The following is a 22,211-nucleotide window of genomic DNA, read 5'->3' as shown; positions in this document are numbered from 1 at the left end:
AGAGATATGCAAGCACCCCAGCCACCCTAAGCTTCCAAAGCTTAGCTACCCCGAAATTCGCCCGCCAACACTGGGAAGCAGGCACAATCCATACACACGTTTTGTCCTATAACCCGTGCTTTCTCGTTTAAGGAACCTAGATCTCGAAGGCTCCCACGAGCGGCGCCCCCAAGTGCTGGCGCGCGAAACGCAGTGTCTCGGCGAGCCATTCCTCGCGTTCGCCGGCGGCTTTGGCCTTGCGCGTGGAGATCTCGGCAACCACGGTGCCTTCGAATCCGTTGGATGCGAGATACTGCAGCGCCTCGGCGCACTGCTGGGTCCCGTAACCCGGGATCAAGTGCTCGTCCTTGCCCGAGCCCGAACCGTCGGTGAGGTGGACGTGGCGCAGCTTGCTCCCGAGCGCACGGATCGCCTCAAGGCTGTTGGCACCCGCGGTGGCGGCGTGCGAGAAGTCCCACGTGACGTCGTCGTAATCCTGCCCCATCGGATCCCAGTGCGGCAGGTAAGCGAGCGCCTCCCGGCCGCGCACACGCCACGGATACATGTTCTCTACCGCGATGTGCACCTGGTACATCGCGGCGATCTCGCGCACACCGGCAGCGAAGTTCTCCGCATAGTTCGACTGCCACCGAAACGGCGGATGGACCACTACAGTGTTGCAGCCGACTTCGCGCGCCATCTGGCAGGACATCTCGATCTTGTTCCACGCCGGACCCCAAACCTGCTGGGTCAGCAGCAAGGTGGGCGCGTGGATGGAGACGATCTGCTGGTCGTATCGATGGCTTAGCTGGATGAGTGCATCCGGGTTCTGGCTGGTGGCGTTGTTGGTCACCATCACCTCGACGCCGTCGTACCCCAGGTCCTGGGCCACGGCAAAGGCGTCATGGACGCTGAGCGGATAGACAGAGGCGCTGGAAAGCGCCACCGGGATCCTCGGCGTGTCTTCTTCGGAATGCTCGACGTCGGTGCTCATGTTAGTTGGCCTGCCTCCCGGCGATGGGGATTGGTATGGATACTGCCGCTGGCGCGGCCGTTCCGGTGTTGGCGCCCAGGCGTGGTACCGGTACCGCGCCTCCGAGCCCGACATGCGGAGCCGGGGCCAGCGGGCCATCGAAGATCAGCTGGTCGAGCCGGCGCAGGATCAATCCCTCGCGCAAGGCCCAAGGGCAGATCTCCATGCTGGGAAACTCGAACATTTCCAATGCGGCCTCAGCGACGAGCGCCCCCGCAAGGATCTGCGCCGCCCGTGCGTCCGAGACGCCCGGGAGGTAGAGCCGGTCCTCGACGGTCATCGCCGAGATCCGCTGGGCCCAGAGGCCCAAGTCCGTGGCGTGGAGTTCCCGCTTGACGTACGGACCGGCGCCGCTGGGGGCCGCGCCTGCGATGCGTGCAAGCGAACGGAAGGTCTTGGAGGTCCCGGCCACCAGGTTGGCCCGGCCCAATTGCTTGAACTCGCGCACCACCGGCTTGAGAGTGTGGCGAATATACTTGCGCAGCTCTTTGACGCTCTTTGCCGTGGGCGGGTCATTGTGGAGCCAGTCCCTCGTCAAACGGCTGGCACCAAGGGGCACTGACACCGCGAGCTCGGGCAATTCGTCCTGGCCAAACGCCATTTCGAAAGAGCCGCCGCCAATGTCCAGGTCCAGGATCGGACCGGCGCCCCAGCCGTACCAGCGTCGGACCGCGAAGAACGTCATGGACGCTTCTTCGCTGCCTGTCAGTTCCTGCAGGGTCACAGTGGTCTCGTGCTTCACCCGGGCAAGGACCTCGACGCCGTTGGTGGCTTCGCGGATGGCCGAGGTACAAAATGCCAGGAGATCCTCGGCCTTGTGGCGGGCTGCGAACTCCCACGCTTCGAGGACGAATTCGATGAGCTCGTGTTGTCCGGTCTCGTTGATGTTACCGTCGGCGTCCAGGAACTGAACCAGCGAAAGCGGTCGCTTGTGGGAGGCAAACGCGACCGGGCGTGCGCCCGGATGCGCGTCCACCAAAAGCAAATGGACGGTGTTGGAACCGATGTCTAGGACGCCAAGACGCATTCTGCCATTATTCCCCGATTCGAAGCGTGTGAAGCAACTACGACTGCCGATTCGTGCCGGCGGTTAGTCAATTAATCCTGGGGTCCGCCGGTGCGTGATTCCGCGTCCGCATCTGCGGCTGGGGCGGTGGCTTCGTGGGCTTCTTCGGCTTCGTCCGCGCGGGTAAAGTCGCGGCGGACGTTCGCAATGCCTTCGGGGCCCATCTCGAAGCCGTGCTCGCTGCCGGGGTTGATCACCAAGCCCAGCTCGTCGCCGATGCTGTCCAGAATCGCTGAACCGTGGGTGCCCAGGACGTTGGGCGCGGCTTCGAGGAAGTGCGATTCCACCCGGCTCGGGTGGCTGAACACGGCGAGGACAGGCTGGCCCTCGGAGTTGGCGAGGACAAGAGGCTCCACGGCGGCGTCAGGCTTATCCAGGGAGTCGGTGCTCAGGATGTAGACCTCGTTGTTCAGGAAGGACAGGATGACGTCCACCGGGTTCGCGTCGGGTTGCCCGGCCTTTGCGAGCTTGGACTCAAGGTCGTTCAAGGGCAGGGATTCCGGGGCTGCAGGCTGATCTGTCATGGTTCCANGGATGACGTCCACCGGGTTCGCGTCGGGTTGCCCGGCCTTTGCGAGCTTGGACTCAAGGTCGTTCAAGGGCAGGGATTCCGGGGCTGCAGGCTGATCTGTCATGGTTCCACTCGATCACGGTTCCCCCGCCGGAAGCAATTCCCGGCGGCTCGGCGCCGAGATCGTGGGTGGGGGCCGGGGGCTGTGTTCCGGAACGTAGTCCTCGGCCCGAACCCACGATCTCACCCCCGAAGAAGCCTGAGCAGGCGCACTTTCAGGCCGCGTTCGTCGAAGAGACCTTTCCAATCAATACGCAGGATTCGCCAGCCCTGTTCGGCCAGCAGCTTCTCCCTTTGCCGCTCTTCGAAGATCACTTCCGCAGTTGGCTTGTAGTCGAAGTACTTTGCCTTGCCGTCGAACTCGAGCGCGGCTCGAAGGTGCGGCCACGCGAAGTCGAACCGGTAGGCGCCACGAGGTGTTTGGACCCGCAGCTGGAGCACGGGATCCGGGAATCCGAGCTTCGCGATAGCGTCCCGCGTCAATGTCTCGCCCGGGGATTCGGACAATGGGTTCGCGAAGGCCAAGGCTTTTCGGAACGCCGTGACTCCCCGGGCACCGACTAGACCGGCACACGCTGACTCGAGCCACTCACGGTTGCATCCGAGCCTCAAGCCGTGGTCCAAGAGAATCAGGCCCTGCCGATAGTTCAGTATCTGTGCGCAGTCCAGAACGGTGCGGTCGAGTGCTGTCACTGGAAGTCCATCAATCTCGATCCGTTGCCCAGGCAGGAGGAGGCCTGAATGAGCCCTGACGTCGGCCGCATGGGATCCGCTCGCTGCGTGGTACGGAATGATGACGTGGATCAATTGATCAGCTCTCCACAAATACAAACGGTGCAGACGGGCGGCGGAGGTGTGGCTGAACGTAAGCCCATCCGCCGTGACGCGGAGGGTCCTATGGCAATACGCCGCCAACCGGGCGCGCTCCCGGTCATCGTCCGAAAGCCCACGCCAGAACGTGCCACGGACCATGACTCCCGTGCGGACCCTTACCAGTGAGCCGTAGCGGAGGTGTTCGTTCATACGTCGCTTGCTCAGTCCTTGGGACAGCAACTCCTCTGTCCGCCACATGTTCCCATCCGGAAGCGGAGGCGCGCCAATGCTCGTGAGCGCTGGAACTGCGGCGGCTTGAGGGCCCCGTGGTGCGGACAGTGCCGGGGATTTCGCCGGTTCCAAGTAATCCCAAACTTCCGCGAGCGGGTCCACCGGGACAACGGAGTCGATGTTTCCGTAACTGTTCACTGCACCAGTTTCGGTGAGCGGCGGAGAGCCCGGAAGCGGCCAATCAAGCTATGTGGAAACCCAGGAAACCCAATACGTGGGTGTGGGCCGGGCGCTGCGTTCCAGAACGCAGCCCCCGGCCCACACCCACGATCTCGGCGCGAGTTACTTCTTTGCCGCAGCCTTCTTCGCAGGCGCCTTGCGGGCCGTAGTGGTCCGCTTGACCGGGCCTTTGGCGCGCTTCTCGGCGAGCAGTTCGATGGCCTGCTCCCGGGTCAGCTCCTCCAAGGACGTGGCGCGCGGAACGGTGATGTTGGTGACGCCGTCGGTGATGTATGGGCCAAAACGGCCTTCCTTCACCACGATGTTCTTCTCCGAGACAGGGTCCGGACCGAACTCAGCCAGGGGCGGTACGGCGGCACGCGCGCCCCGCTGCTTCGGCTGGGAGTAGATCTCCAGCGCCTGTTCCAGGGTGATGGTGAAGATCTCTTCCTCGGATCCGATGGACCGCGAGTCCGTGCCCTTCTTCAGGTAGGGCCCGAAACGGCCGTTCTGCACCGTGATGGGGTTGCCTTCGGCGTCCGCGCCGAGCACGCGGGGCAGGCTCATGAGCTGAATGGCTTCGTCGAGCGTGACCGAATCAACGGACATCGACTTGAAGAGCGATCCCGTGCGCGGCTTTGCCTTGACGGGCTTCTTCGGCGGCTTGGGTTTGCCGTTCTTGTAGTACTCCACGGGCTGGTTTGCCAGTTGCTCCTCGGTCATCTCCGGGATGATCTCAGTGACGTAGGCGCCGTATCGGCCGTTCTTGGCAACCACGGTGTGTCCGGTGTGCGGGTCCGCGCCCAGGACGCGTTCCTCGGGGGCAGCCGTTTCCATGAGCTCCACGGCCTTGGCCGCAGTGAGCTCGTCCGGAGCGAGGTCCTCGGGGACGTTGGCACGCGCCGACTCCACGACTTCGCCGGTCTTGGGGTCGACGGTGGGGATCGAACTTTCCAAGTACGGGCCGAACTTCCCGACGCGCAGCGTGATGCCCTCGGCAATCGGCACCGAGTTGATCTCGCGGGCATCGATTTCACCCAGGTTGTTGACGATGCTCAGCAGGCCGGGATCGGCGTCTTCACCATAGTAGAAGTGCTTGAGCCAAGCGGCCCCTACAGCCTGGCCGTTGGCGATCTTGTCCAGGTCGCCTTCCATGTCTGCCGTGAATTCGTAGTCCACGTAGTCGGTGAAGTGCTGCTCCAGCAGGCGGATCACGGAGAAGGCGATCCAGCTGGGAACCAGCGCAGACCCCTGCTTCCGGACGTAGCCGCGGTCCTGGATGGTGGAGATCGTGGACGCATAGGTGGACGGGCGGCCGATGCCGCGCTTTTCCAGCTCCGCCGTCAGGGATGCTTCCGTGTACCGCGGCGGTGGCGAGGTCTCGTGGCCAATAGCAATGATGTCCGAAGCCGTGAGGGAATCGTCCTTGGCCACGTTGGGAAGGCGCCGGGCTTCGTCGGAGTCGTCGTCGCCGCGGCTCTCGTCTTTGCCTTCTTCATAGGCTGCGAGGAAGCCGGGGAAGGTGATGACCGTGCCGGAGGCCGAGAATTCGGCGTCGCGCCCATCGGTAGCCACTGCGCCGAGGCGGATGGTGGCGGTAGAGCCCTTGGCGTCGCCCATCTGGGAGGCGATGGTGCGCTTCCAGATGAGTTCGTAGAGCCGGAAAGCATCGCCAGTCAGGTGGTTTGCAACCTGGGCCGGGGTGCGGAAAGAGTCACCCGCGGGGCGGATGGCTTCGTGGGCTTCCTGCGCGTTCGCAGCCTTGTTGGCGTAGACCCGGGGAGACTGCGGCACGTACTCGGGACCGTACAACTCGGCGGCCTGGCGGCGTGCCGCCGTGAGGGCTTCGTCGCTCAAGGCGGACGAGTCGGTACGCATATAAGTGATGTAGCCGTTTTCATACAGGCGCTGGGCGATCTGCATGGTGCTCTTGGAGGTGAAGCGCAGCTTGCGGCCGGCTTCCTGTTGAAGGGTCGACGTCGTGAACGGCGCCGCGGGACGGCGGGTGTACGGCTTGGTGTCGACGGAACGGACGCGGAAGTCCGCGTTCTCGAGTCCGGCGGCCAACGACGTCGCGAGTTCCTCGTTGAGGTGCACCGCGTTCGCGGAGGTGAGGACGCCGTCGTCGTTGAAGTCGCGGCCGCTGGCTACCTTCGCGCCGTCGACCGCAGCGAGCTTCGCCTTGAACGTAGCGGAGCCGGTACCGAACTGGCCGGTCAGGTCCCAGTACGATGCGGATTTGAATGCCATGCGTTCGCGTTCGCGGTCCACCACCATGCGGGTCACGACCGACTGCACGCGTCCGGCGGACAGGCCGCGGGCAACCTTGCGCCACAGCACCGGGGAGATTTCGTAACCGTACAGGCGGTCCAGGATGCGGCGCGTTTCCTGGGCGTCCACGAGGGCGCTGTCAACGTCGCGCAGGTTGTCCATGGCGCGGTGGATGGCTTCCTTGGTGATTTCACCGAAGGTCATGCGGTAGACGGGAACCTTGGGTTTCAGGACCTCCAGGAGGTGCCACGCGATGGCCTCGCCCTCGCGGTCCCCATCGGTTGCGAGATAGAGCGCGTCAGCGTCTTTCAGCTGGGCCTTGAGCTCGGCGACCTTTTTCTTCTTGTCCGGAGACACCACGTAATACGGTTTGAAGTCGTTCTCGATGTCGACGGCGAACTTGCCAACCGAGGTCTTCTTCAGTTCTGCAGGGAGGTCCGAGGGCTGCGGGAGGTCGCGGATGTGGCCGATCGAGGCCTCGACAATGAAGCCCTCGCCCAGGTACTTGGCGATGGTCTTGCTCTTGGCCGGAGACTCCACGATCACGAGTTTCTTGCCGGTTTTTGCCTTGCTGGGCACGGTTCTCCTACAGAAAAATGAATTGCTTGGGCTCGTGCCCATATTGGCCTAGTTCACCATATTTTGCAGAATCGTGCGTTTCCATGTGCACAAGTGCTGTGGAGGAACGGTGTTCTGGGTTAGCCTGAAGCCGGCGTCCGGTCGTCCGGAATCATCGACCACATCGTAGCGATTCGCACCGCTCCTTCGGGAATCCGCGTGGGATCCTCGAGCTCATATGACCTGATGAGTTCCTGGAATTTGGCCTTGAGATCCGTCCGCTGATCCGGAGTCAAGTACAGCAGATCGCTGGACAACACCATGGCGGCTGCCTCGTTCGCGGCCTCGCCCCGCTGGCGCCGCTCACCACGGGCCCGGGTGAAGGCAGTGGCCCGACGCCGGAAAGCGTCCAGTTCGAGTTCGACGACGGCGATCTCCGGGCTCGGAGCGTTGCCGCCGGATTTGATGGTGAAGTCCGAACCCGCGGCCTTCCAACGGCGTTCGCGTGCATCGCCCTCGTTGTCCGCGGCAGTAACGATGCCCCATTTCTGGAGGGCCCGCAGGTGGTAGCTCATGGCGCTCGGCGTGAGCCCGGTCTGCGCGGCGAGCTCTGTGGCCGTGCGGCTCAGTTGCGTGGAATACAGTTCCGAGATGACCTCAAGCCGGGCGGCATGCGCAAGGGCACGGATCGCTTTGGGGTCGGTGATCTCCACCGTCTTCTCGGGCCGTTTCCGGCGCTTCGGGGATGCCAGCCCGGTGGATACCCCATTGTCTTCATTCACCGGAACAGTTTATCCGCCGGGGGCGCCGCAATTGTCCTATGCCGTGGGAAGCAGGAAACCGTCGCGGACCAGGTTACCGACGTCGGAGAGCAGACCTGCGCGGAAAGCGTCGTCGTCGAAGTCGTCGTCTCCACCCAGGAGGCCGGCCAAGGCGCCGATCAGCTGGCGGACGGACAGCTCGCCGTCACATGCCGACACGAAGCCGGCCAGCTCGGTGCTCAACAGGTTCGTCCGGCGCAGTCCCGCGCCCTGGCGCAGCAAGATGACGCCGGGGTGTTCGGCACCGGGCCGCTGGTGGCGTTCCTCGGTCACGTCCTCGGCCACCACCAAGTGGGCCTCTGAGAGTTCGTGGGCATCGAGCCAATCGGCGCGTTCGACGGCGGCGGCGAGGTACGGGCCGATCGGTTGCTCGATGGGGTACGTGATTTCCTCGAAGCGGGCGGGCGCATCTCCCGGACGCGGGCTTTCGGGCCGCCGCAGCCAGATCATTCCGAAGCCAATGGCGTCCACGTTGCGGGACGCGAAATCCTGCAGGTAGGCGGCGTAGGCGTCACGGTAGAGCTTACGGTCGCGGCCCTCGGAGGCGTCCTGCAACCAGGTCTCCGCGTACAGCTCCGGACTCACCTGTTCCCGTTGGATGAACCATGCCTCCGTGCCGGACCCTGCCAGCCACGACGCGGGCCGTTCGCTCCAGCGGCTGCCTGCAGGGATTTCCCAGTTGCCGAGCATCTGTGCCGTGCCGCCGGGCGCCAGGACGTCGGGCAAGGTTCGGACGAGGTTGGCCACGATGTCGTCGCCGGGCAGGCCGCCGTCGCGGTAGGTGAATTGATCCGAAGAATGCTCGCCAGCACTGCGCGGGGTAATGACGAAAGGCGGATTGGACACCACCAAATCGAAAGTCTCACCCGCGACCGGTTCCAGGAGCGAGCCCAGCCGCAGGCTCACCCGGGACTCGAGATCGGCCGGGTCCAGGTGGAGGGCCTCGGCATTGAGCATCAGGTTGAAGCGGGTGAACGCGAGGGCCCGTTCGGAGATGTCTGTGGCGGTGACATGCTCGCTGTGGTGCAGGAGGTGGAAAGTCTGGATTCCACAGCCCGTCCCGAGGTCAAGGGCGCGTTTCGAGTGCCGGCGGATGGTGGTCTGGACAAGGGTGGTGGAGGCCTGCCCGATGCCCAGCACATGGTCATGCCGGAGCACGCCCGGCTGCTGGTGGGCGGCGAGATCGCTGGAAACCCACAGTTCCGTGCCGCCGCTCCCGCTGTTGTCTGCTCCGGAGTCGCATTCCCAGCCGTACGGCCGCAAATCCACCTTCGCCGCGACAGCACCGCCGTCGTTCGTCTCTACCAAGCCAAGTTCCACCAGGCCCGAGGTGCGGATGCGCGGCAGGGCGGCGTCGACGTCGTCTTCGGTTTGCGGGACAGCGAGAAGCCACAAGCGCACGACGACGGCGAGCGCGGCCTTCGCGCCGTCCGTCGCCGGGTCTCCGGCGGAGTCAGCCGGTTCGGTGGCGATGAGTGCAGGGATGAGCTGATCCCGGGCGAGGGCCGCGTGGGCGGACTCCCCAAGAAGTCCTGCCACTCCGTCCACGGTGTAGCCAACGTTCCGCAGGTCGTCGGCGAGCGCCGTGAGCAGCTCGGGAAGGTCGCTGCGGGGAGCGTCGAGGGTGGTGGTTTTCGGGGCGGTCCCAAAGATGGCGGGCATTGCGGGATCAGTCACGGTGCAAGTCTATTCGGGCTGGTGGGTGGGCGGCCGCCTGATCGCCTGCGTCGGCGGGGAGGCATTCGAGCAGGTAGCGTTGAATCATGGCATTTCACCCCTCCACTTGGCGTCGCGCTGCTCTTTTGCTCGTTGGCGCTGCCACCCTGGCGATGACGGCGTGCTCCTCCGGGGGATCTGTCTCCAACGCCGACATCCCCGCGTGGAAGGCGACCACCATGCCGTCGGCGGCCGGGGTGGTCCTGGAGGACTCAGGAAAAATCCCGAACCGTGACCCCTTGGTCAAGAACTTCGCAAATGTCGCTGCCGGAAGCTACACCCTGACTGTGGCCTGCGACGGCGGCGGCAAGGCATTCTTCGACGTTTCCTCGGGTGGCACGCAGATCACCGAGGCCGGGGCTGCGTGCAATGGCAGCCGCGAAGCGTCCCGCATCAAGATTCCCTCGGCCGGCCCACTGAGCATCAGCGCAAGCAGCGTCGATGCACCCGTGATCTACGCATACCAACTGGTACCGGCTTCGTAACTGCCGCTTCGTTCCCGGCTGCGGCCGGGCGTAGAGTCGGACTATGGGGTGGGCACGCGCCCTGAAGGTTGCGACGACGCCGCCGGCGATTCCCGCCGTCGTGCTTTGTGGTGTGCTCGCGTGCGGCACTTTGGCCTCGTGCGAATACACCTACGAGGACGGCCGTGCCGCGGCGAGCAGTCCGCCGTCCGCGGTGATCACGGATCCGGTGTTGACCCGCGACCCGGCCCTTGGACAGACCGTCACGGGCGATGCGCTGAAGGCTTGGGCGCAAGACGTGCTTCCAGACGTGAACGGGCTGTCCTTTTACAGCAGCTTCGACCTGCTGTCCGCTGGAGAGTCCCGCGACGAAGAGACCACCCAGCTTCCTGGGGGAACGTATGCAGTGACTCTGGCGTGCCGAGGTACCCGCAGCACCGAATTCACTGTGCGGAACGGGAGCGAAGTCCTCATCGAGGTAATGCTGCGCTGCGGCACCACGCGGGTCAAGGTCCTGCAACTGGAGACAGACGCCGTCCTGGGCATCACGATCACCGCAAATGCGCAGGCAAACTTCGCGTACCGGGTGAGCCGGATCTGATGACCGGGGCTAGGCCGCGCAGCCTTCCGGGCAACGCAGCGTTTCCGGGCTCGAGGCACATTCGGCGCAATACAGCGTGAGGTTGCGGCAGCTCAAATTGGAGCAGTTTTCAAACTTGTTGGTGGGCGCCTGGCAGCGGACGCATTGGCCAATGGTCTTGGCATCCTCACTGAATTCCATGTGCATGCGCTTGTCGAAAACGTACAAGGAACCTTCCCACAGGCCCTGGTCCTTGTAGGTCTCGCCGTAGCGGACAATCCCGCCGTCGAGTTGGTAAACCTCCTTGAAGCCGCGGTTCACCATCAGGCTGGAAAGGACTTCGCACCGGATTCCGCCTGTGCAGTAGGTGACTACGGGCTGGTCCTTGAGATCGTCGTATTTTCCCGAGTCGAGTTCCTTGATGAAGTCGTGTGTGGTGGCGACGTCGGGAACGATCGCGTCCTTGAATTTGCCGATCTGGGCTTCGAAGGCGTTCCGTCCGTCGAAGAACTTCACGTCCTGCCCTGAAGCCTTCTTTTCCTCCAGCAGTGCGTGGAGCTCTTCGGGCTGAAGGTGGGTGCCACCGCCGACGACGCCGTTCTCGTCCACCGTCAGTTCACCGGGGGCGCCGAAGGACACGATCTCATCGCGAACCTTGACGCTGAGCCTCGGAAAGTCGTCGGCGCCACCTTCGGACCATTTGAAGTCGATATCGTGGAAGCCCTTGTATTCCTTGGTGGTCTTCACGTACTGCTTGACGTTGTTCAGTTCCCCACCAACCGTGGCGTTGATGCCGTCCCGCGAAATAAGGATCCTTCCGGTCAGGCCGAGCTTCTCGCACAGGGCGCGCTGCCAGAGCCGCACGGCGTCCGGGTCAGCGATCGGAGTAAAGCCATAGAAGAGCACAATTCTGTTTAAAGCCACGTATTTAAGGGTACTTGCTGGCCCCAAACCCATGAGTCGGGCCGCCGTTCGGGCTGCTCTAAGTGTTAATGGAGCTGTTACTGACGGCCCCTGTTGATTCCCAGACCGCTGGCATAGTCTCTCTACATGAGTCACGAAGCCTTGGTTGAAGACATCGCTGAGCTGCTCGACGTCTGGGTGGCTGGCTGGGCCGGGTCCCGGAGTTACGAAACGCGAAAGGAAGGCCGGTTCCCGGCAGCCCTGCGTGCAGACAAAACCGGCGACTGGGAATACTTTGCCTACGACCCCTCGGATGACGAGTTCGCCGAACTGGCCGCCAAGACCGCCCAGGCGGACACTCGCATTTTGACGATCCTCACGAACGACGCAGGACGCTACACCCAATTGGCTCGCGAGAACGGCTTGAACGTCACCTCCGATTCCCAGACCATGATGATCGTGGACATGGGGACGCAAGATGCCGAGGATCCGTGGCTCTCGGATGACGACCTCAAGCTCACCACTTCCGAAAGCAAGGGCGTCCACTACGCCGTGGTCCATGCCGGCGAAGAGGTGGCGGCCAGCGGACAGGTATACGTAGTCAAGCAGACAGCGGTGTTCGACAAAATCGTCACCGAGCCCAACTACCAGCGCCGGGGACTGGGCAGTTTCATCATGAAAGCCCTCGCCGCGCAGGCATTTCAATACGATGTTGAAAGCGGCCTGCTCCTCGCTTCCTTGGACGGACAGCATCTCTACTCCCACCTTGGCTGGAAGCACGTGTGCCAGGTGCTCATGATGTCCACCAAATCGGTCGACGAGACTGACCTGTCTGTGGCGTAGCCGAGGTTCGGCGCCGGTCGGTTTCCGGCGCAATGACAGAATGTTCACGTGAACGCAACTGAATCGATGATCTCCCTTCTGGGCAGGAGCCCGGACCCGGAGCAGTTGCGACATGTCCGCACCATTCCAGCTCGCCAGGCGGTCCACGAGGCGTGGCCGGGCTGGGCCCATCCCGATGTGGTTGCCGCTTACGGGGCTTTGGGCATCCACGAACCGTACCGGCATCAGATCGAAGCAGCCGAGCTCGCCCACTCCGGCCAAAACGTCGTCATTGCCACCGGGACCGCCTCCGGGAAGTCGCTCGCCTACCAACTGCCGGCCCTCGACGCCATCCATCGTTCAGAGTTGCGGGTGCTGTCCGAGCCGGGCAAGATCCACGACGACGGTGCCGTCACCCTGTATCTCTCCCCCACCAAGGCACTTGCAGCCGACCAGTTGGCAGCGATCCGCGCGCTCAAGCTCCCCACGGTCCGGGCGGAAACGTACGACGGCGACACCGAGCAGTCCCAGCGCCGCTGGATCCGTGATCATGCCAACTTCATCCTCGCAAACCCCGACATGTTGCACTTCGGGATCCTGCCCAACCACACGTGGTGGGCCCGCTTCTTCCGCAGGCTGCGGTATGTCATCGTGGACGAGGCCCATAGCTACCGCGGGGTGTTCGGGTCCCACGTCGCCAACCTCATGCGGAGGCTCCGGCGAATCTGCGCGTATTACGGTGCCGGCACCTCCTTTCCTGAACCGGTGTTCATTGCGGCGTCGGCGACTGCGTCGGACCCGGGCACATCCTTCGCCCGGCTCATCGGCACCCCCGTCCGCGAAATTTCCGAGGACTGTTCACCTCATGGCTCCACGACGGTGGCATTCTGGGAACCTGCCCTGACCGAGCTGAAGGGCGAAAACGGGGCAAAATCCCGCAGGACCGCCGTCGCCGAGACCGCGGACCTGCTGGCCAACCTCGTGTCCTCCCGTGTGCGGACCATCGCCTTCATCAAGTCCAGGCGCGGCGCGGAAACAATTTCGTCTATCACCAAGCGCCTCCTCGACGAAGTGGATCCCAGCCTGCCCCAGCGGGTTGCTGCGTACCGTTCCGGCTATCTCCCCGAGGAGAGACGGGCTTTGGAAAGGGCTTTGCGTTCCGGTGAGCTGCTTGGGGTGTCCAGCACGTCGGCATTGGAATTGGGTATCGACATTTCCGGGCTGGACGCCGTGCTGGTAGCCGGCTGGCCCGGGACGAGGGCTTCCCTGTTCCAACAGATCGGACGGGCCGGCCGGGCAGGCCAAAACGCTATTGCCGCGTTCGTGGCCAGCGACGATCCTTTGGACACATACCTCGTCAACCATCCGGAGGCGATCTTTGACGTGTCGGTCGAGGCCACCGTCTTCGATCCCGGAAACCCCTACGTGCTCGGCCCCCATCTGTGCGCGGCAGCGGCCGAGCTCCCGATCGGTGTGGCTGAACTTGAGCTGTTCGGGCCGACGTCCGAATCCCTGCTGAATCAGTTGGTGCAACAGGGGTACCTGCGGAAACGGGCCGCAGGCTGGTTCTGGACCCATCCAGAGAGCGCCGCGGCCATGGTAAACCTTCGCGCAGATGGCGGCGGCCCCGTAAGCATCGTGGACTCCGAGACTGGCTCCCTGTTAGGCACCATGGACTCGCCACAGACGCACTACCAGGCGCATACGGGTGCGATCTATGTGCACCAAGGCGACAGTTACTTGGTCGAGGAACTGAACGAAGAGGACCATTGCGTGGTGGTTCGTCGAACCAACCCGGACTACTACACCACGGCACGGGACGTGACGCAGATCGAGGTCCTGCAGACTCTCCGGACCATGGAATGGGGGGACATTGCGGTTCACTTCGGCGAAGTGAAAGTAACAACACAGGTAGTCTCCTTCCAACGTAAGGCACTGATTTCCAACGAGGTTTTGGGGGAAGAACCGCTGGAACTCGGGGCCAGGGATCTTTTCACCAAGGCGGTATGGTTTGTGGTCCACAACCGTTCGCTGACTAGCGCAGGCCTTGTCGAGGCCCAGTTCCCGGGTGCCCTTCACGCCGCCGAGCATGCCGCCATCGGGCTTCTGCCGCTGGTCGCTTCAAGTGATCGTTGGGATATCGGTGGAGTCTCAACAGCGCTCCACGCCGACACCGGAGTTCCCACGATCTTTGTGTACGACGGCCATCCAGGCGGTGCCGGATTTGCCGAGCGCGGCTTCGAAAAAGCCAAAGTGTGGTTGACCGCCACAAGGGACGCCATCAAAGCCTGCGAGTGTGACACCGGCTGCCCTTCCTGCGTCCAGTCCCCCAAATGCGGCAACAAGAACAATCCGCTGGACAAGGACGCAGCGGTCACCCTGATCGACGTGCTGCTGCGCGACGCGTCCTAGGCGCACGATTTAGGGCGGCGGTTCTAGGGCGGCGGACCGGCCCGGGCTCTGCCGGTCGCGGTCCCGAAGACTGCGCCGCGGTCTAGCTCAGTGCGGACTTCCACGATCCCGCCTACGCCCACCGTGCACGCCGTCAACGAAGCTCCATGCTGCGCGGCCGTTTCGCTGGCGAGCAAACAAGGATCTCCGGTTGTCAGGCCGCGGGCCGCGTCGGCTCCTGCGAGCGCCGCGAGATCGGCGGCAGACGCTGCGCGGTGGGCCATCGCCATGGCTTGGGCCAGGGTCAGCGCCGCCGCCAAGCAGGCCATGACAACGAGGCCCAGAGCAACAGCCAGGATGGTACCCGAACCGTTTTCAGCAACCGGACCCCCTTCGCCGGCGCGGGCGCTACCTGCCCTCACGCCGCGCGCAGTCTCGCCGCAACTATCGCCGGCGCGGATGGTTCCAGAACCGTTTTCAGCAACCCGAGCGTCACCGCTGGCGCGGATGGTTCCCGAACCGTTTTCAGCAACCGGACCCCCGTCGCCGGCGCGGGCGCTACCTGCCCTCACGCCGCGACCTCTTCCACAGCGGTTTGGAGCCCTGCCATCGTCACAGCACCCCTGAAATCCACAACTCCGTCCCGGGCAGCGAGGAACGGAACGGTGGCCGCCGACGACTGCGGGGCCTCTCCCCTCGCCGATGCCGTCGCCGAAAGCCTCCACGGGATAAGGGAGCCCAACGGGCCGACGACCCGGGCGGAGACTGTGACCTTGATCCATTCGCCGTCTTCGGCAACGACAGCCGAGGCAGCATCGCCTGCCAGCATCCGAACGATTCCGTCGACGGTTGAATGGCCGTCTCCCCGGGCGAGGGCCCTGGCACCTGCCCTGGCCGCCTCTTCCAAGCGAAGCTGTGTAATCCCCGCGGCCGATCCCGCGAGAAGCAGGGCCAAAAGAAGCAGGACAGAGGGTAGTGCCACGGCGAATTCAGCGGTGACGGCGCCACGGCCCCTCGCAAGGAAAGCATCTCGCCTACGGTGCTTGCGCGTGCCATCTAGCTTCTCCGTCGAAGGAGGCCGTCTGATCGAAGGAGTCCGCTGCCGCATAACGCCAGCCGCCCGGGCTAGCTTTACGGCGAGCCCCCAAACCAATGCCAACTGACGGATCGAATTCCCGGCACGGCGCTTTGAACCCCACCGCGGTGTCATGGCAGGGAGAGCGCGCTACGAATGAGGTTGAGGAGGAAGCCACGTACTTCCTCGCTGCGAAGGATGACCACCAAGAGTCCGGCGAAGCCCACGGCGGCAAGGGTTGCGATGGCATATTCGGCCGTCGCCATCCCAAGCTCGGAACCCATGAGCCGCACCTTCGACCGTCTCGGAACGGCAGAACCGTCGCTCGGCCGCGCACGGCCTGCTTCGGCGGTGGAATGTGGGTGGGTTGGCAGCCGAACGGGCCTGCTTCCCTGTGCGCCCGGGAACAATTCGAGGACCTCGGCCTCCGGCCGAGGAGGAGATGCCTGGGCGAGTGCCAGGGCAGCCCGGGGGGCATGGACGTCCTGCGGCGCCTGGGCGGTATCGACGGTTGCGTTCATTTCGGTTCCTTTCTGCGGGGCCGGCTTGGCCGCCGGCTCTACTTCGACTCTTCCGTTGGCATATGGGCTTCGAAAGGCCCCAAATCTCCTAAGTGGAAAACTCGCTTCTGAACGTTCCTGTGGAGGGAAACTGGCTTGCGAGGGACTCGGGCGCCGCCCCTGGCGGGGCCGCCAGCAATCCCCCGGGCGGGGCCGCCAGCAATCCCCCCGGGCGGGGCCGCCGCCAGCTATCCCCTGGGCGGAAGCATGGCCAACAGCACCGGGACCACACCAAGACAGATGAAGGCAGGCAACGAACACAGGCCCAGTGGAATCACGAGTTTCACTCCGAGCGCGGCAGCGCGCTTTTCCGCCACCCTGAACTTTTCACGCCGCAGTCGAGCTGCCTGGGCATAGAGGATCGCCGAGGATGGTGCGCCGGTCAGGGCGGCGAATGCGAGCGCATCCTTGAGCTTGCGCGCTTCAGCGCACTGCTGGCCCGCACTCCGCCATGCCGTCTCCCAGTCCGTTCCGATATCGAGGGCAGCAACCACCGTCTTCAGGGAGCGGCTAAGCTGCGGGGACGCGCATCCGGCGATCAACTCAAGGGACCGTCCGAGGCCCGCCCCGGAGTCGAGCATGGCGGCCACCAACTCAAGGATCATGGGCACATTGCGCAAGCCTCCCTGCCCATCGGGATTCCGGAGAGTGCACGCCGCCTCGCCCCGGCTGGTGTTGTTCATCGGGCCGTTTCTTCCGAGTGGGCCGCGAAGTGTCCGGAGGATTGAGCGCCGCCGGGTTCGTCCTTGATAGGCCAGCCCGAGAATTGCCGCAAAGACCAGCACGAGGGACACTGCGATGGCTGCGAATGCCGAGCCCATCAGTCAACGCCCGCCGCGACGTGCACCAACCGGGATGACCAGATTCTGCCGGTGACAGTCAGGACACCCCCGGCCGCGAGCGCCGCCAATCCCAAGCCGTTGGCCAACAGGACCCCCAACGGATCCACCCCAAGCATCATGCCCAGCCCCAAGCCGAACACCGGCAGCCATGTCAGAAGGCGCACAGTGGCTTTCGGGCCGGCCAAGGCAGTCTGCCGGGCATCGCCGGCGTCGTCCTCGGCCTCAAGCTGGGCGGCGAATCTGGTCAGCACGTCGGCTAATGGACAACCAGTCGCCTCCGCGACGTCCAAGCAGGCGGCAAGTTCTCCCCAGATTCGATGTTCCAGCGGACTCCTCCCCCTAAGATTCTTCGCTGCCGACGATCTGATGGCTTCGGCGACCGAGGCCCCGTTCATCGATGCCGCCCGCGCCGCTGCGAGAACCTGAAGAGACCCATCCGACACCTTGGGTAATGCCAGGGCCTTAGCTCGCACTTTGCGGTCCTCCGAGTCGACCGAACGAATGCGGTGATCCCTGGGTCCATGCACAATCCAGAGTTCCTCCCAGAGGCGCGACGTCGAACGGCCGCCCCGGAGGAGGGCGGCCAACTGCTGTACGAGTACCGTGAGCGGCAATGCGTCCGCGCGGGAGCGCCGCACCGGCACGCGCGCCCCAGCGCCTGCCCCGGCCCCGGGCCCAGGCCCTGCCACGGCCCCAGGCCCAGGCCCTGCCCCAGCCCCAGCCCCATGCGAGGGAGCACGAGGCAGGGCACGCACTACCCGTTTGCCAAGTCGCCGGGACGGTTGGAAGAAAACCCATGCAGCGGCCGCCAGGACGAGAATGAGGAATCCGCTCACGCGACAGCTCCAAGGTGATCCGAACGCGAGATCGGTCGTTGCGAGCCGGGCAGGGGCCCGGGCAGGAGCCCAGGGTCCAGTTCAAGGCGATCTGCGAGGTCCCCCCAAGCGGGACCAGGGACAGCAACACCCGCCCGCATTTCCACAGCAGGGACGATCGATGGGGCGGACGCGCCCACCGCCAACAATCCAATGCAGGAAACTCTTCTGCCGGCCGGCGTCCGCTCGACGTGGACCACTGCGTCCAATGCCGTTGAAAGCTGCAGTTGAACGGCTTCCCGGCTCAAGCCTGCGAGCGCACCCAACGCCACGAGCCTGGCCGGGACCGCGGAGGCGGTGTTTGCGTGGATTGTGCCACCGCCACCCGTGTGGCCGGTATTGAGTGCCGTCAACAGCTCACGGACTTCTGCGCCCCGGCACTCACCCACGATCAACCGGTCCGGCCGCATCCGCAGTGCTTGCCGAACGAGTTCGCCAAGATCGAGAGCGCCACCGCCTTCAAGGTTCCCGTGCCTGGACTCAAGGGAAACCACGTGCGGGTGCACCGGGTTCAGCTCCGAGGCGTCCTCAATCAGGACGAGCCGATCATGTGGGCTGCTCAAGCCGAGCATCGTGGACAGCAATGTGGTCTTTCCGGAACCGGTGGCACCACTGATCAGGAAGCTCAGCCTGCGATCAACCATTGCCTGCAGCACCTGCTGGACCGGTGCCCCGAACATGCCTCCCGCACGCAACTCGTCGATCGAGAAAACCTCCTCGCGCCGAATCCGAACGGACAACAAAGTTCCGGCAGTGGAAATCGGAGGCAACACTGCGTGCACCCGGTATCCGCCGTCCAGGCGGACATCGACGCACGGCGAGCTGTCGTCCAAACGGCGTCCACCGGCCGCCACGAGCCGGGAGGCCAAGGCACGGATTTGAGGTTCGCCGTCGAAGTGCACCTGCGCCCGCTCCAGCCCCTTGCCGCGGTCGAACCACACCGAGTCCGGGCCATTCACGAAGATGTCCGTCACTGAGGCATCGCGGGCGAGCTGTTGGAGAGGTCCAAGTCCGCTCAGTTCGGCGCTGATGGATTCGACGGCGGCGAGCGCCCCCGCGGTCCCGAGTAGCCTGCCCGTGGCATGGACGGCCGCTGCCACGCGTGACGGAGTCACTGGACCGGCGTCGGCCATGACGGTTTCCCGGACGCTTTCAAGGAGTGCGGCGTCGAGGAGACGCGTGTTGCGACGGCGCTCGCCGTTTGGAAACCCAGGGGCACTCATACTGCGCCGTCGTCGAGTAGTTGAAGTACGGATTCCGCAAAGCGACGCACGGCCTTGCGCTTGCCGAATTCCAGAAGGCGTCCGAGCTCAGCGGCCGCGGCGGTGCCGCGGAGCTCGGGGAGCAAGCCATGAAGGGGCAGTCCCAGTGACTCGGCTATGAGCGGTCCGTCCAGGGCAGCACCGGCATTTCCACGGACCACCAAGGCTGTGTCCACCGGCGGCAGCTCCTGGAGAAGCCTGGCCGCGGCGACGGCTGCGCGGAGTTGGGCCGGTGCCAGGAGAAGAATCCTGTCGCAGTCCCAGGCAAAGCTGCCAAGCGATTCCGTTCCGCGGCCGATGTCGACAATGATCAGCTCATATCCCCGCCTCGCCGCATCAAGGACGGCCGCGACGGCCCCGGGCTCCACGTCCAGAGGGCGGTCGCGGCTGCCCGGCCAGGACAGGAAGGAGAATCCTCCGGCGATCGGCAATGAGTCGCTTAGCTGCCCGGTACCGATGCTGCCGCTGGCATCGGCGAGATCGGGCCAGCGCAGTCCTGGCGCATCTTCAGCTGCCAGGCAAAGCTCAAGGCCTCCTCCGCGCGAATCGCCATCAACCAGCAGCGTCCGGATTCCGTGGACGGCCGCTTCCTGCACCAGCCAGACCGCAGCCGTGGACGCACCCGCACCGCCGCATCCTCCTGTCACGCCGAGCACCAGCCCTCCGGGGTCTGGATCATCCGAGCTACCGAGGTGCTCCGCCAGCCAGGCTGCGGCTTCCGGCAACACGGCCACACGTTCGGCCCCCAGGGCCGCTCCCAAATGCCACAACGAGTCCCCTTCACCGTTGAGGCCCAGCAAGACGGAAGGTGCACGACGACGGGGCGGAAGGTCGCGGATATCGCTGCCAAGAAGCACCATCCTCGCCGTATCCCACATGGGGAAGGCTGCCGATAGATCCATCGTTGTCCGGAGACTGGCACCGACAGCGGCCGCGATCCTTTCGGTTTCGGCTTGTAGCCGGACGTTCCCCGTCACCAGAAGGACATCGCCGGAACTGGCGGGAAGCCACGGCTCCCCGGAGTCCCGATCTGGCTTCGTCCCGGACCGTGGACCGGATCTTCCGGGAAGGGGGTGGCCACGTTGAAGTACCGTCGAACCGCGCGCGCCGTCAGCGGCAGCCCGGCTTCCGCCGGGTCTGTGGTTCCGCTCAAGATGTTGCCCGCTCATGAAGCCACTCTTTCCGTTTCACCGCGGGCATTGAAGGCCCGTATCGGCGTATGTGGACAAAGCAGCCACAACGACCCCTGTGGGGGACGGGTCCGCGTGCGGACTGCATCGCCCCGGACCCGGCGCCCGCGGACTGCATCGCCCCGGACGCTGCACCCCGGACAGCATCGCCCCCAAACACTGCACCAGGCCACAAGCTTGCGGACGGCAACTGTCCGCAAAGTGCAAGGTTCCACGGAATCACAGGGCAGAATTGTCAGCATGTACCTGCTGCTCGCCGCCCATCCAGACGGCGCAGCCATTCAGGAAATCAACGCTGCCGGAGTAGCCGTGGCGGAGCCGCGCGCGGTCCGAAAGGCGGATCTCGCCGTCGTCGTCAGCGGGTTGGAGAAGAGCCGTCCGCGCTGGGTCTGGAACCGGACGCAGGATTGGTACCCGGCGATGCTCCAGGCCGGGGTGGAACTGGAGCGTTGCCACGACCTCACACTCTGCCGCGCCATTCTGGTGCATTCTGAGTTCACGGCCCACACGGACTATGCCCGCAGCGCGGAGAAGCTCACGCAAGACGACGACGTGCCGGGTCCGCCGCGGGTCCTCCAGCCTCCCCCGCCGCCCGCCGAGCAGGACGCCCTGTTCGAGGACTTGGTCCCGCGCAGCACCCAGCCAACCCTGGACGAGATCCGGGCCGAATTCGCGGCCCAGCAACATGCGCTCGGCCAGGCTTCCAAGGAAGAAGGCCGGCAGCACCGACTGAAACTGCTGCTGGCTGCGGAATCCGCCGGTGCCATGATCGCCGCCGAAATGCAGTTCACAGGTGTGCCGTGGCAGGAGGCGCTGCACGAAGAAATCCTGGAAGGCCACTTGGGTCCCCGCCCACCCGCCGGCCATCGGCCGGCCAGGCTCGAAGCTCTCTGCAACGAGCTTCGCGGGATTCTCCACTCTCCGAAGCTGAATCCGGATTCACCCCAGGACCTCATGCGTGCACTCCATCGGAACGGGATCGAAGTAAAAACCACCCGCCAGTGGGAACTCAAGGAATCAAAGCATCCTGCCATCGAGCCACTGCTGGAGTACAAGAAGCTCTCCCGTTTGTTCGCTGCCAACGGCTGGTCGTGGCTGGACGCGTGGGTGAGCGACGGGCGGTTCCGCCCCGAGTACGTGGTGGGAGGCGTGGTTTCCGGTCGTTGGGCGTCCAGGGGAGGCGGGGCGTTGCAGATCCCCCGCCAGATCCGGGGCGCGGTGCATGCCGACCCGGGGCACAAATTGATCGTCGCGGACGCCTCCCAGCTCGAACCCCGGGTTCTGGTGGCGCTCGCGCAGGACTCGAAGATGGCCGAGGCTGCCCGGGACAAGGACTTGTACGCCGGTATCGCCGCGCAGGGTTTCGGCGGCGACCGTTCGAAGGCCAAGATCGCCCTGCTGGGCGCAATTTACGGTGCCACCACGGGCGAATCCGGGCGCCTCATGCCACAGTTGACCCGGACCTATCCCCGGGCAGTCGGCTTCGTGGAACAGGCAGCCCGCGACGGCGAAGGCGGCCGCACCGTGACCTCAAGGTTGGGGCGCAGCAGCCCGCCGCCGTCGGAACGCTGGATCCGCAGCCAACAATCCACGACGGCGGAAGAGCAGCGGCGTGCGGACAGCATCGCCCGCTCGCGGGGCCGTTTCACGCGGAACTTCGTGGTGCAGGGTTCCGCGGCGGACTGGGCGTCGTGCTGGCTTGCCGAACTTCGACGGCGGTTGCGCACCGCGCGTGCCGACGGCCTGCCTGCCGGGGAACTCGTGTTCTTCCTGCACGACGAAGTCATGGTCCACGCGCCTGCAGAGTCGGTGGAAGCGTGCATCAAGGCCATCGAAGAGGCCGCAGCCGCAGCGAAGGAACTGCTGTTCGGGCGGGTTCCGGTGGAATTTCCGGTGAGCGTCGCCGTCGTCGATTCCTACGACAAAGCGAAGTAATCGGCGCTATTGCCCCGCGCCCGACAGCAGAGGA

The 22,211-nt window shown here is 64.7% G+C and carries 21 protein-coding genes; 5 read left to right on the top strand and 16 right to left on the bottom strand.

The window, feature by feature from the left end; all coding sequences use genetic code 11:
* Positions 1–136 precede the first annotated feature (136 nt).
* The 7 genes from VLA65_RS19640 to VLA65_RS19610 form a co-directional block, all read right to left on the bottom strand.
* Positions 137–973: a sugar phosphate isomerase/epimerase family protein gene (locus VLA65_RS19640; RefSeq protein WP_059389509.1), complete on the bottom strand. Its 837-nt coding sequence runs from the start codon at positions 971–973 to the stop codon at positions 137–139.
* 1 nt (position 974) lies between these two features.
* Positions 975–2,039 (bottom strand): Ppx/GppA phosphatase family protein, encoded by a 1,065-nt coding sequence (locus VLA65_RS19635; RefSeq protein WP_332603460.1) that lies wholly within the window; start codon positions 2,037–2,039, stop codon positions 975–977.
* Positions 2,040–2,110: 71 nt separating this feature from the next.
* Entirely contained in the window at positions 2,111–2,602 is a 492-nt protein-coding gene (locus tag VLA65_RS19630) for an SseB family protein (protein ID WP_332603463.1), read from the bottom strand.
* Between the two features lie 230 nt (positions 2,603–2,832).
* Positions 2,833–3,891 carry a hypothetical protein gene (locus tag VLA65_RS19625; RefSeq protein ID WP_332603459.1) on the bottom strand — a complete coding sequence of 353 codons (1,059 nt, stop codon included), beginning with the start codon at positions 3,889–3,891 and terminating at the stop codon, positions 2,833–2,835.
* Between the two features lie 144 nt (positions 3,892–4,035).
* Positions 4,036–6,762, bottom strand: coding sequence for a type I DNA topoisomerase (gene topA, locus VLA65_RS19620; RefSeq protein ID WP_284990357.1), 2,727 nt, complete (start codon positions 6,760–6,762; stop codon positions 4,036–4,038).
* Positions 6,763–6,881: 119 nt separating this feature from the next.
* The gene (locus tag VLA65_RS19615; RefSeq protein WP_332603458.1) at positions 6,882–7,523 is read right to left on the bottom strand and encodes an ArsR/SmtB family transcription factor; all 642 of its coding nucleotides are present in this window, start codon (positions 7,521–7,523) and stop codon (positions 6,882–6,884) included.
* A 36-nt stretch (positions 7,524–7,559) separates the two neighbouring features.
* On the bottom strand, positions 7,560–9,224 hold the full coding sequence (locus tag VLA65_RS19610) for a DUF7059 domain-containing protein (protein WP_332603462.1): 1,665 nt from the start codon (positions 9,222–9,224) through the stop codon (positions 7,560–7,562).
* A gap of 101 nt (positions 9,225–9,325) precedes the next feature.
* On the opposite strand from VLA65_RS19610, the gene VLA65_RS19605 reads away from it, so the two are divergent.
* Together VLA65_RS19605 and VLA65_RS19600 are read left to right on the top strand one after the other, a co-directional pair.
* Entirely contained in the window at positions 9,326–9,763 is a 438-nt protein-coding gene (locus VLA65_RS19605; RefSeq protein ID WP_332603457.1) for a hypothetical protein, read from the top strand.
* Between the two features lie 43 nt (positions 9,764–9,806).
* The gene (locus VLA65_RS19600) at positions 9,807–10,343 is read left to right on the top strand and encodes a hypothetical protein (protein WP_284990355.1); all 537 of its coding nucleotides are present in this window, start codon (positions 9,807–9,809) and stop codon (positions 10,341–10,343) included.
* A gap of 9 nt (positions 10,344–10,352) precedes the next feature.
* Here VLA65_RS19600 and trhO read toward each other — a convergent pair whose 3' ends face one another.
* The gene (gene trhO / locus VLA65_RS19595; protein ID WP_332603456.1) at positions 10,353–11,246 is read right to left on the bottom strand and encodes an oxygen-dependent tRNA uridine(34) hydroxylase TrhO; all 894 of its coding nucleotides are present in this window, start codon (positions 11,244–11,246) and stop codon (positions 10,353–10,355) included.
* A gap of 126 nt (positions 11,247–11,372) precedes the next feature.
* On the opposite strand from trhO, the gene VLA65_RS19590 reads away from it, so the two are divergent.
* Together VLA65_RS19590 and VLA65_RS19585 are read left to right on the top strand one after the other, a co-directional pair.
* Complete coding sequence (locus VLA65_RS19590; protein ID WP_059389501.1) at positions 11,373–12,068, top strand: GNAT family N-acetyltransferase; 696 nt, start codon at positions 11,373–11,375, stop codon at positions 12,066–12,068.
* A 66-nt stretch (positions 12,069–12,134) separates the two neighbouring features.
* Complete coding sequence (locus VLA65_RS19585) at positions 12,135–14,459, top strand: DEAD/DEAH box helicase (RefSeq protein WP_442880342.1); 2,325 nt, start codon at positions 12,135–12,137, stop codon at positions 14,457–14,459.
* A gap of 23 nt (positions 14,460–14,482) precedes the next feature.
* On the opposite strand, the gene VLA65_RS19580 is transcribed toward VLA65_RS19585, so the two are convergent.
* The 8 genes from VLA65_RS19580 to VLA65_RS19545 form a co-directional block, all read right to left on the bottom strand.
* Positions 14,483–15,010 carry an Rv3654c family TadE-like protein gene (locus tag VLA65_RS19580; protein WP_332603454.1) on the bottom strand — a complete coding sequence of 176 codons (528 nt, stop codon included), beginning with the start codon at positions 15,008–15,010 and terminating at the stop codon, positions 14,483–14,485.
* On the bottom strand, positions 15,007–15,525 hold the full coding sequence (locus tag VLA65_RS19575; RefSeq protein ID WP_442880340.1) for a TadE family type IV pilus minor pilin: 519 nt from the start codon (positions 15,523–15,525) through the stop codon (positions 15,007–15,009). The genes VLA65_RS19580 and VLA65_RS19575 overlap by 4 nt, the downstream gene beginning before the upstream one ends.
* Before the next feature lie 119 nt (positions 15,526–15,644).
* The gene (locus VLA65_RS19570) at positions 15,645–16,034 is read right to left on the bottom strand and encodes a DUF4244 domain-containing protein (RefSeq protein WP_306959239.1); all 390 of its coding nucleotides are present in this window, start codon (positions 16,032–16,034) and stop codon (positions 15,645–15,647) included.
* A 227-nt stretch (positions 16,035–16,261) separates the two neighbouring features.
* Positions 16,262–16,756 (bottom strand): type II secretion system F family protein, encoded by a 495-nt coding sequence (locus VLA65_RS19565; RefSeq protein ID WP_442880338.1) that lies wholly within the window; start codon positions 16,754–16,756, stop codon positions 16,262–16,264.
* 137 nt (positions 16,757–16,893) lie between these two features.
* Positions 16,894–17,166, bottom strand: coding sequence for a hypothetical protein (locus VLA65_RS19560; protein WP_332603451.1), 273 nt, complete (start codon positions 17,164–17,166; stop codon positions 16,894–16,896).
* Between the two features lie 581 nt (positions 17,167–17,747).
* Positions 17,748–19,013: a TadA family conjugal transfer-associated ATPase gene (locus VLA65_RS19555; RefSeq protein ID WP_332603450.1), complete on the bottom strand. Its 1,266-nt coding sequence runs from the start codon at positions 19,011–19,013 to the stop codon at positions 17,748–17,750.
* Positions 19,010–20,029 carry a septum site-determining protein Ssd gene (ssd, locus tag VLA65_RS19550; RefSeq protein WP_332603449.1) on the bottom strand — a complete coding sequence of 340 codons (1,020 nt, stop codon included), beginning with the start codon at positions 20,027–20,029 and terminating at the stop codon, positions 19,010–19,012. Before ssd ends, VLA65_RS19555 begins: the two co-directional genes overlap by 4 nt.
* Positions 20,026–20,205: a hypothetical protein gene (locus VLA65_RS19545; protein ID WP_284990373.1), complete on the bottom strand. Its 180-nt coding sequence runs from the start codon at positions 20,203–20,205 to the stop codon at positions 20,026–20,028. The genes ssd and VLA65_RS19545 overlap by 4 nt, the downstream gene beginning before the upstream one ends.
* A gap of 277 nt (positions 20,206–20,482) precedes the next feature.
* On the opposite strand from VLA65_RS19545, the gene VLA65_RS19540 reads away from it, so the two are divergent.
* Positions 20,483–22,177, top strand: coding sequence for a bifunctional 3'-5' exonuclease/DNA polymerase (locus VLA65_RS19540; protein WP_332603448.1), 1,695 nt, complete (start codon positions 20,483–20,485; stop codon positions 22,175–22,177).
* Positions 22,178–22,211: the final 34 nt, after the last annotated feature.

Source organism: Arthrobacter sp. S2(2024), from assembly GCF_036662515.1.
Classification (GTDB): Bacteria; Actinomycetota; Actinomycetes; order Actinomycetales; family Micrococcaceae; genus Arthrobacter.
This window is presented reverse-complemented; position numbering and strand designations above follow the sequence as displayed.

Coding starts and splice junctions, on each gene's coding strand:
- VLA65_RS19640 (WP_059389509.1), bottom strand. CDS start 973: ATGAGCACCGACGTCGAGCATTCCGAAGAAGACACGCCGAGGATCCCG.
- VLA65_RS19635 (WP_332603460.1), bottom strand. CDS start 2,039: ATGCGTCTTGGCGTCCTAGACATCGGTTCCAACACCGTCCATTTGCTT.
- VLA65_RS19630 (WP_332603463.1), bottom strand. CDS start 2,602: ATGACAGATCAGCCTGCAGCCCCGGAATCCCTGCCCTTGAACGACCTT.
- VLA65_RS19610 (WP_332603462.1), bottom strand. CDS start 9,224: ATGCCCGCCATCTTTGGGACCGCCCCGAAAACCACCACCCTCGACGCT.
- VLA65_RS19605 (WP_332603457.1), top strand. CDS start 9,326: ATGGCATTTCACCCCTCCACTTGGCGTCGCGCTGCTCTTTTGCTCGTT.
- VLA65_RS19600 (WP_284990355.1), top strand. CDS start 9,807: ATGGGGTGGGCACGCGCCCTGAAGGTTGCGACGACGCCGCCGGCGATT.
- VLA65_RS19590 (WP_059389501.1), top strand. CDS start 11,373: ATGAGTCACGAAGCCTTGGTTGAAGACATCGCTGAGCTGCTCGACGTC.
- VLA65_RS19585 (WP_442880342.1), top strand. CDS start 12,135: ATGATCTCCCTTCTGGGCAGGAGCCCGGACCCGGAGCAGTTGCGACAT.
- VLA65_RS19570 (WP_306959239.1), bottom strand. CDS start 16,034: ATGAACGCAACCGTCGATACCGCCCAGGCGCCGCAGGACGTCCATGCC.
- VLA65_RS19565 (WP_442880338.1), bottom strand. CDS start 16,756: ATGAACAACACCAGCCGGGGCGAGGCGGCGTGCACTCTCCGGAATCCC.
- VLA65_RS19555 (WP_332603450.1), bottom strand. CDS start 19,013: ATGAGTGCCCCTGGGTTTCCAAACGGCGAGCGCCGTCGCAACACGCGT.
- VLA65_RS19540 (WP_332603448.1), top strand. CDS start 20,483: ATGTACCTGCTGCTCGCCGCCCATCCAGACGGCGCAGCCATTCAGGAA.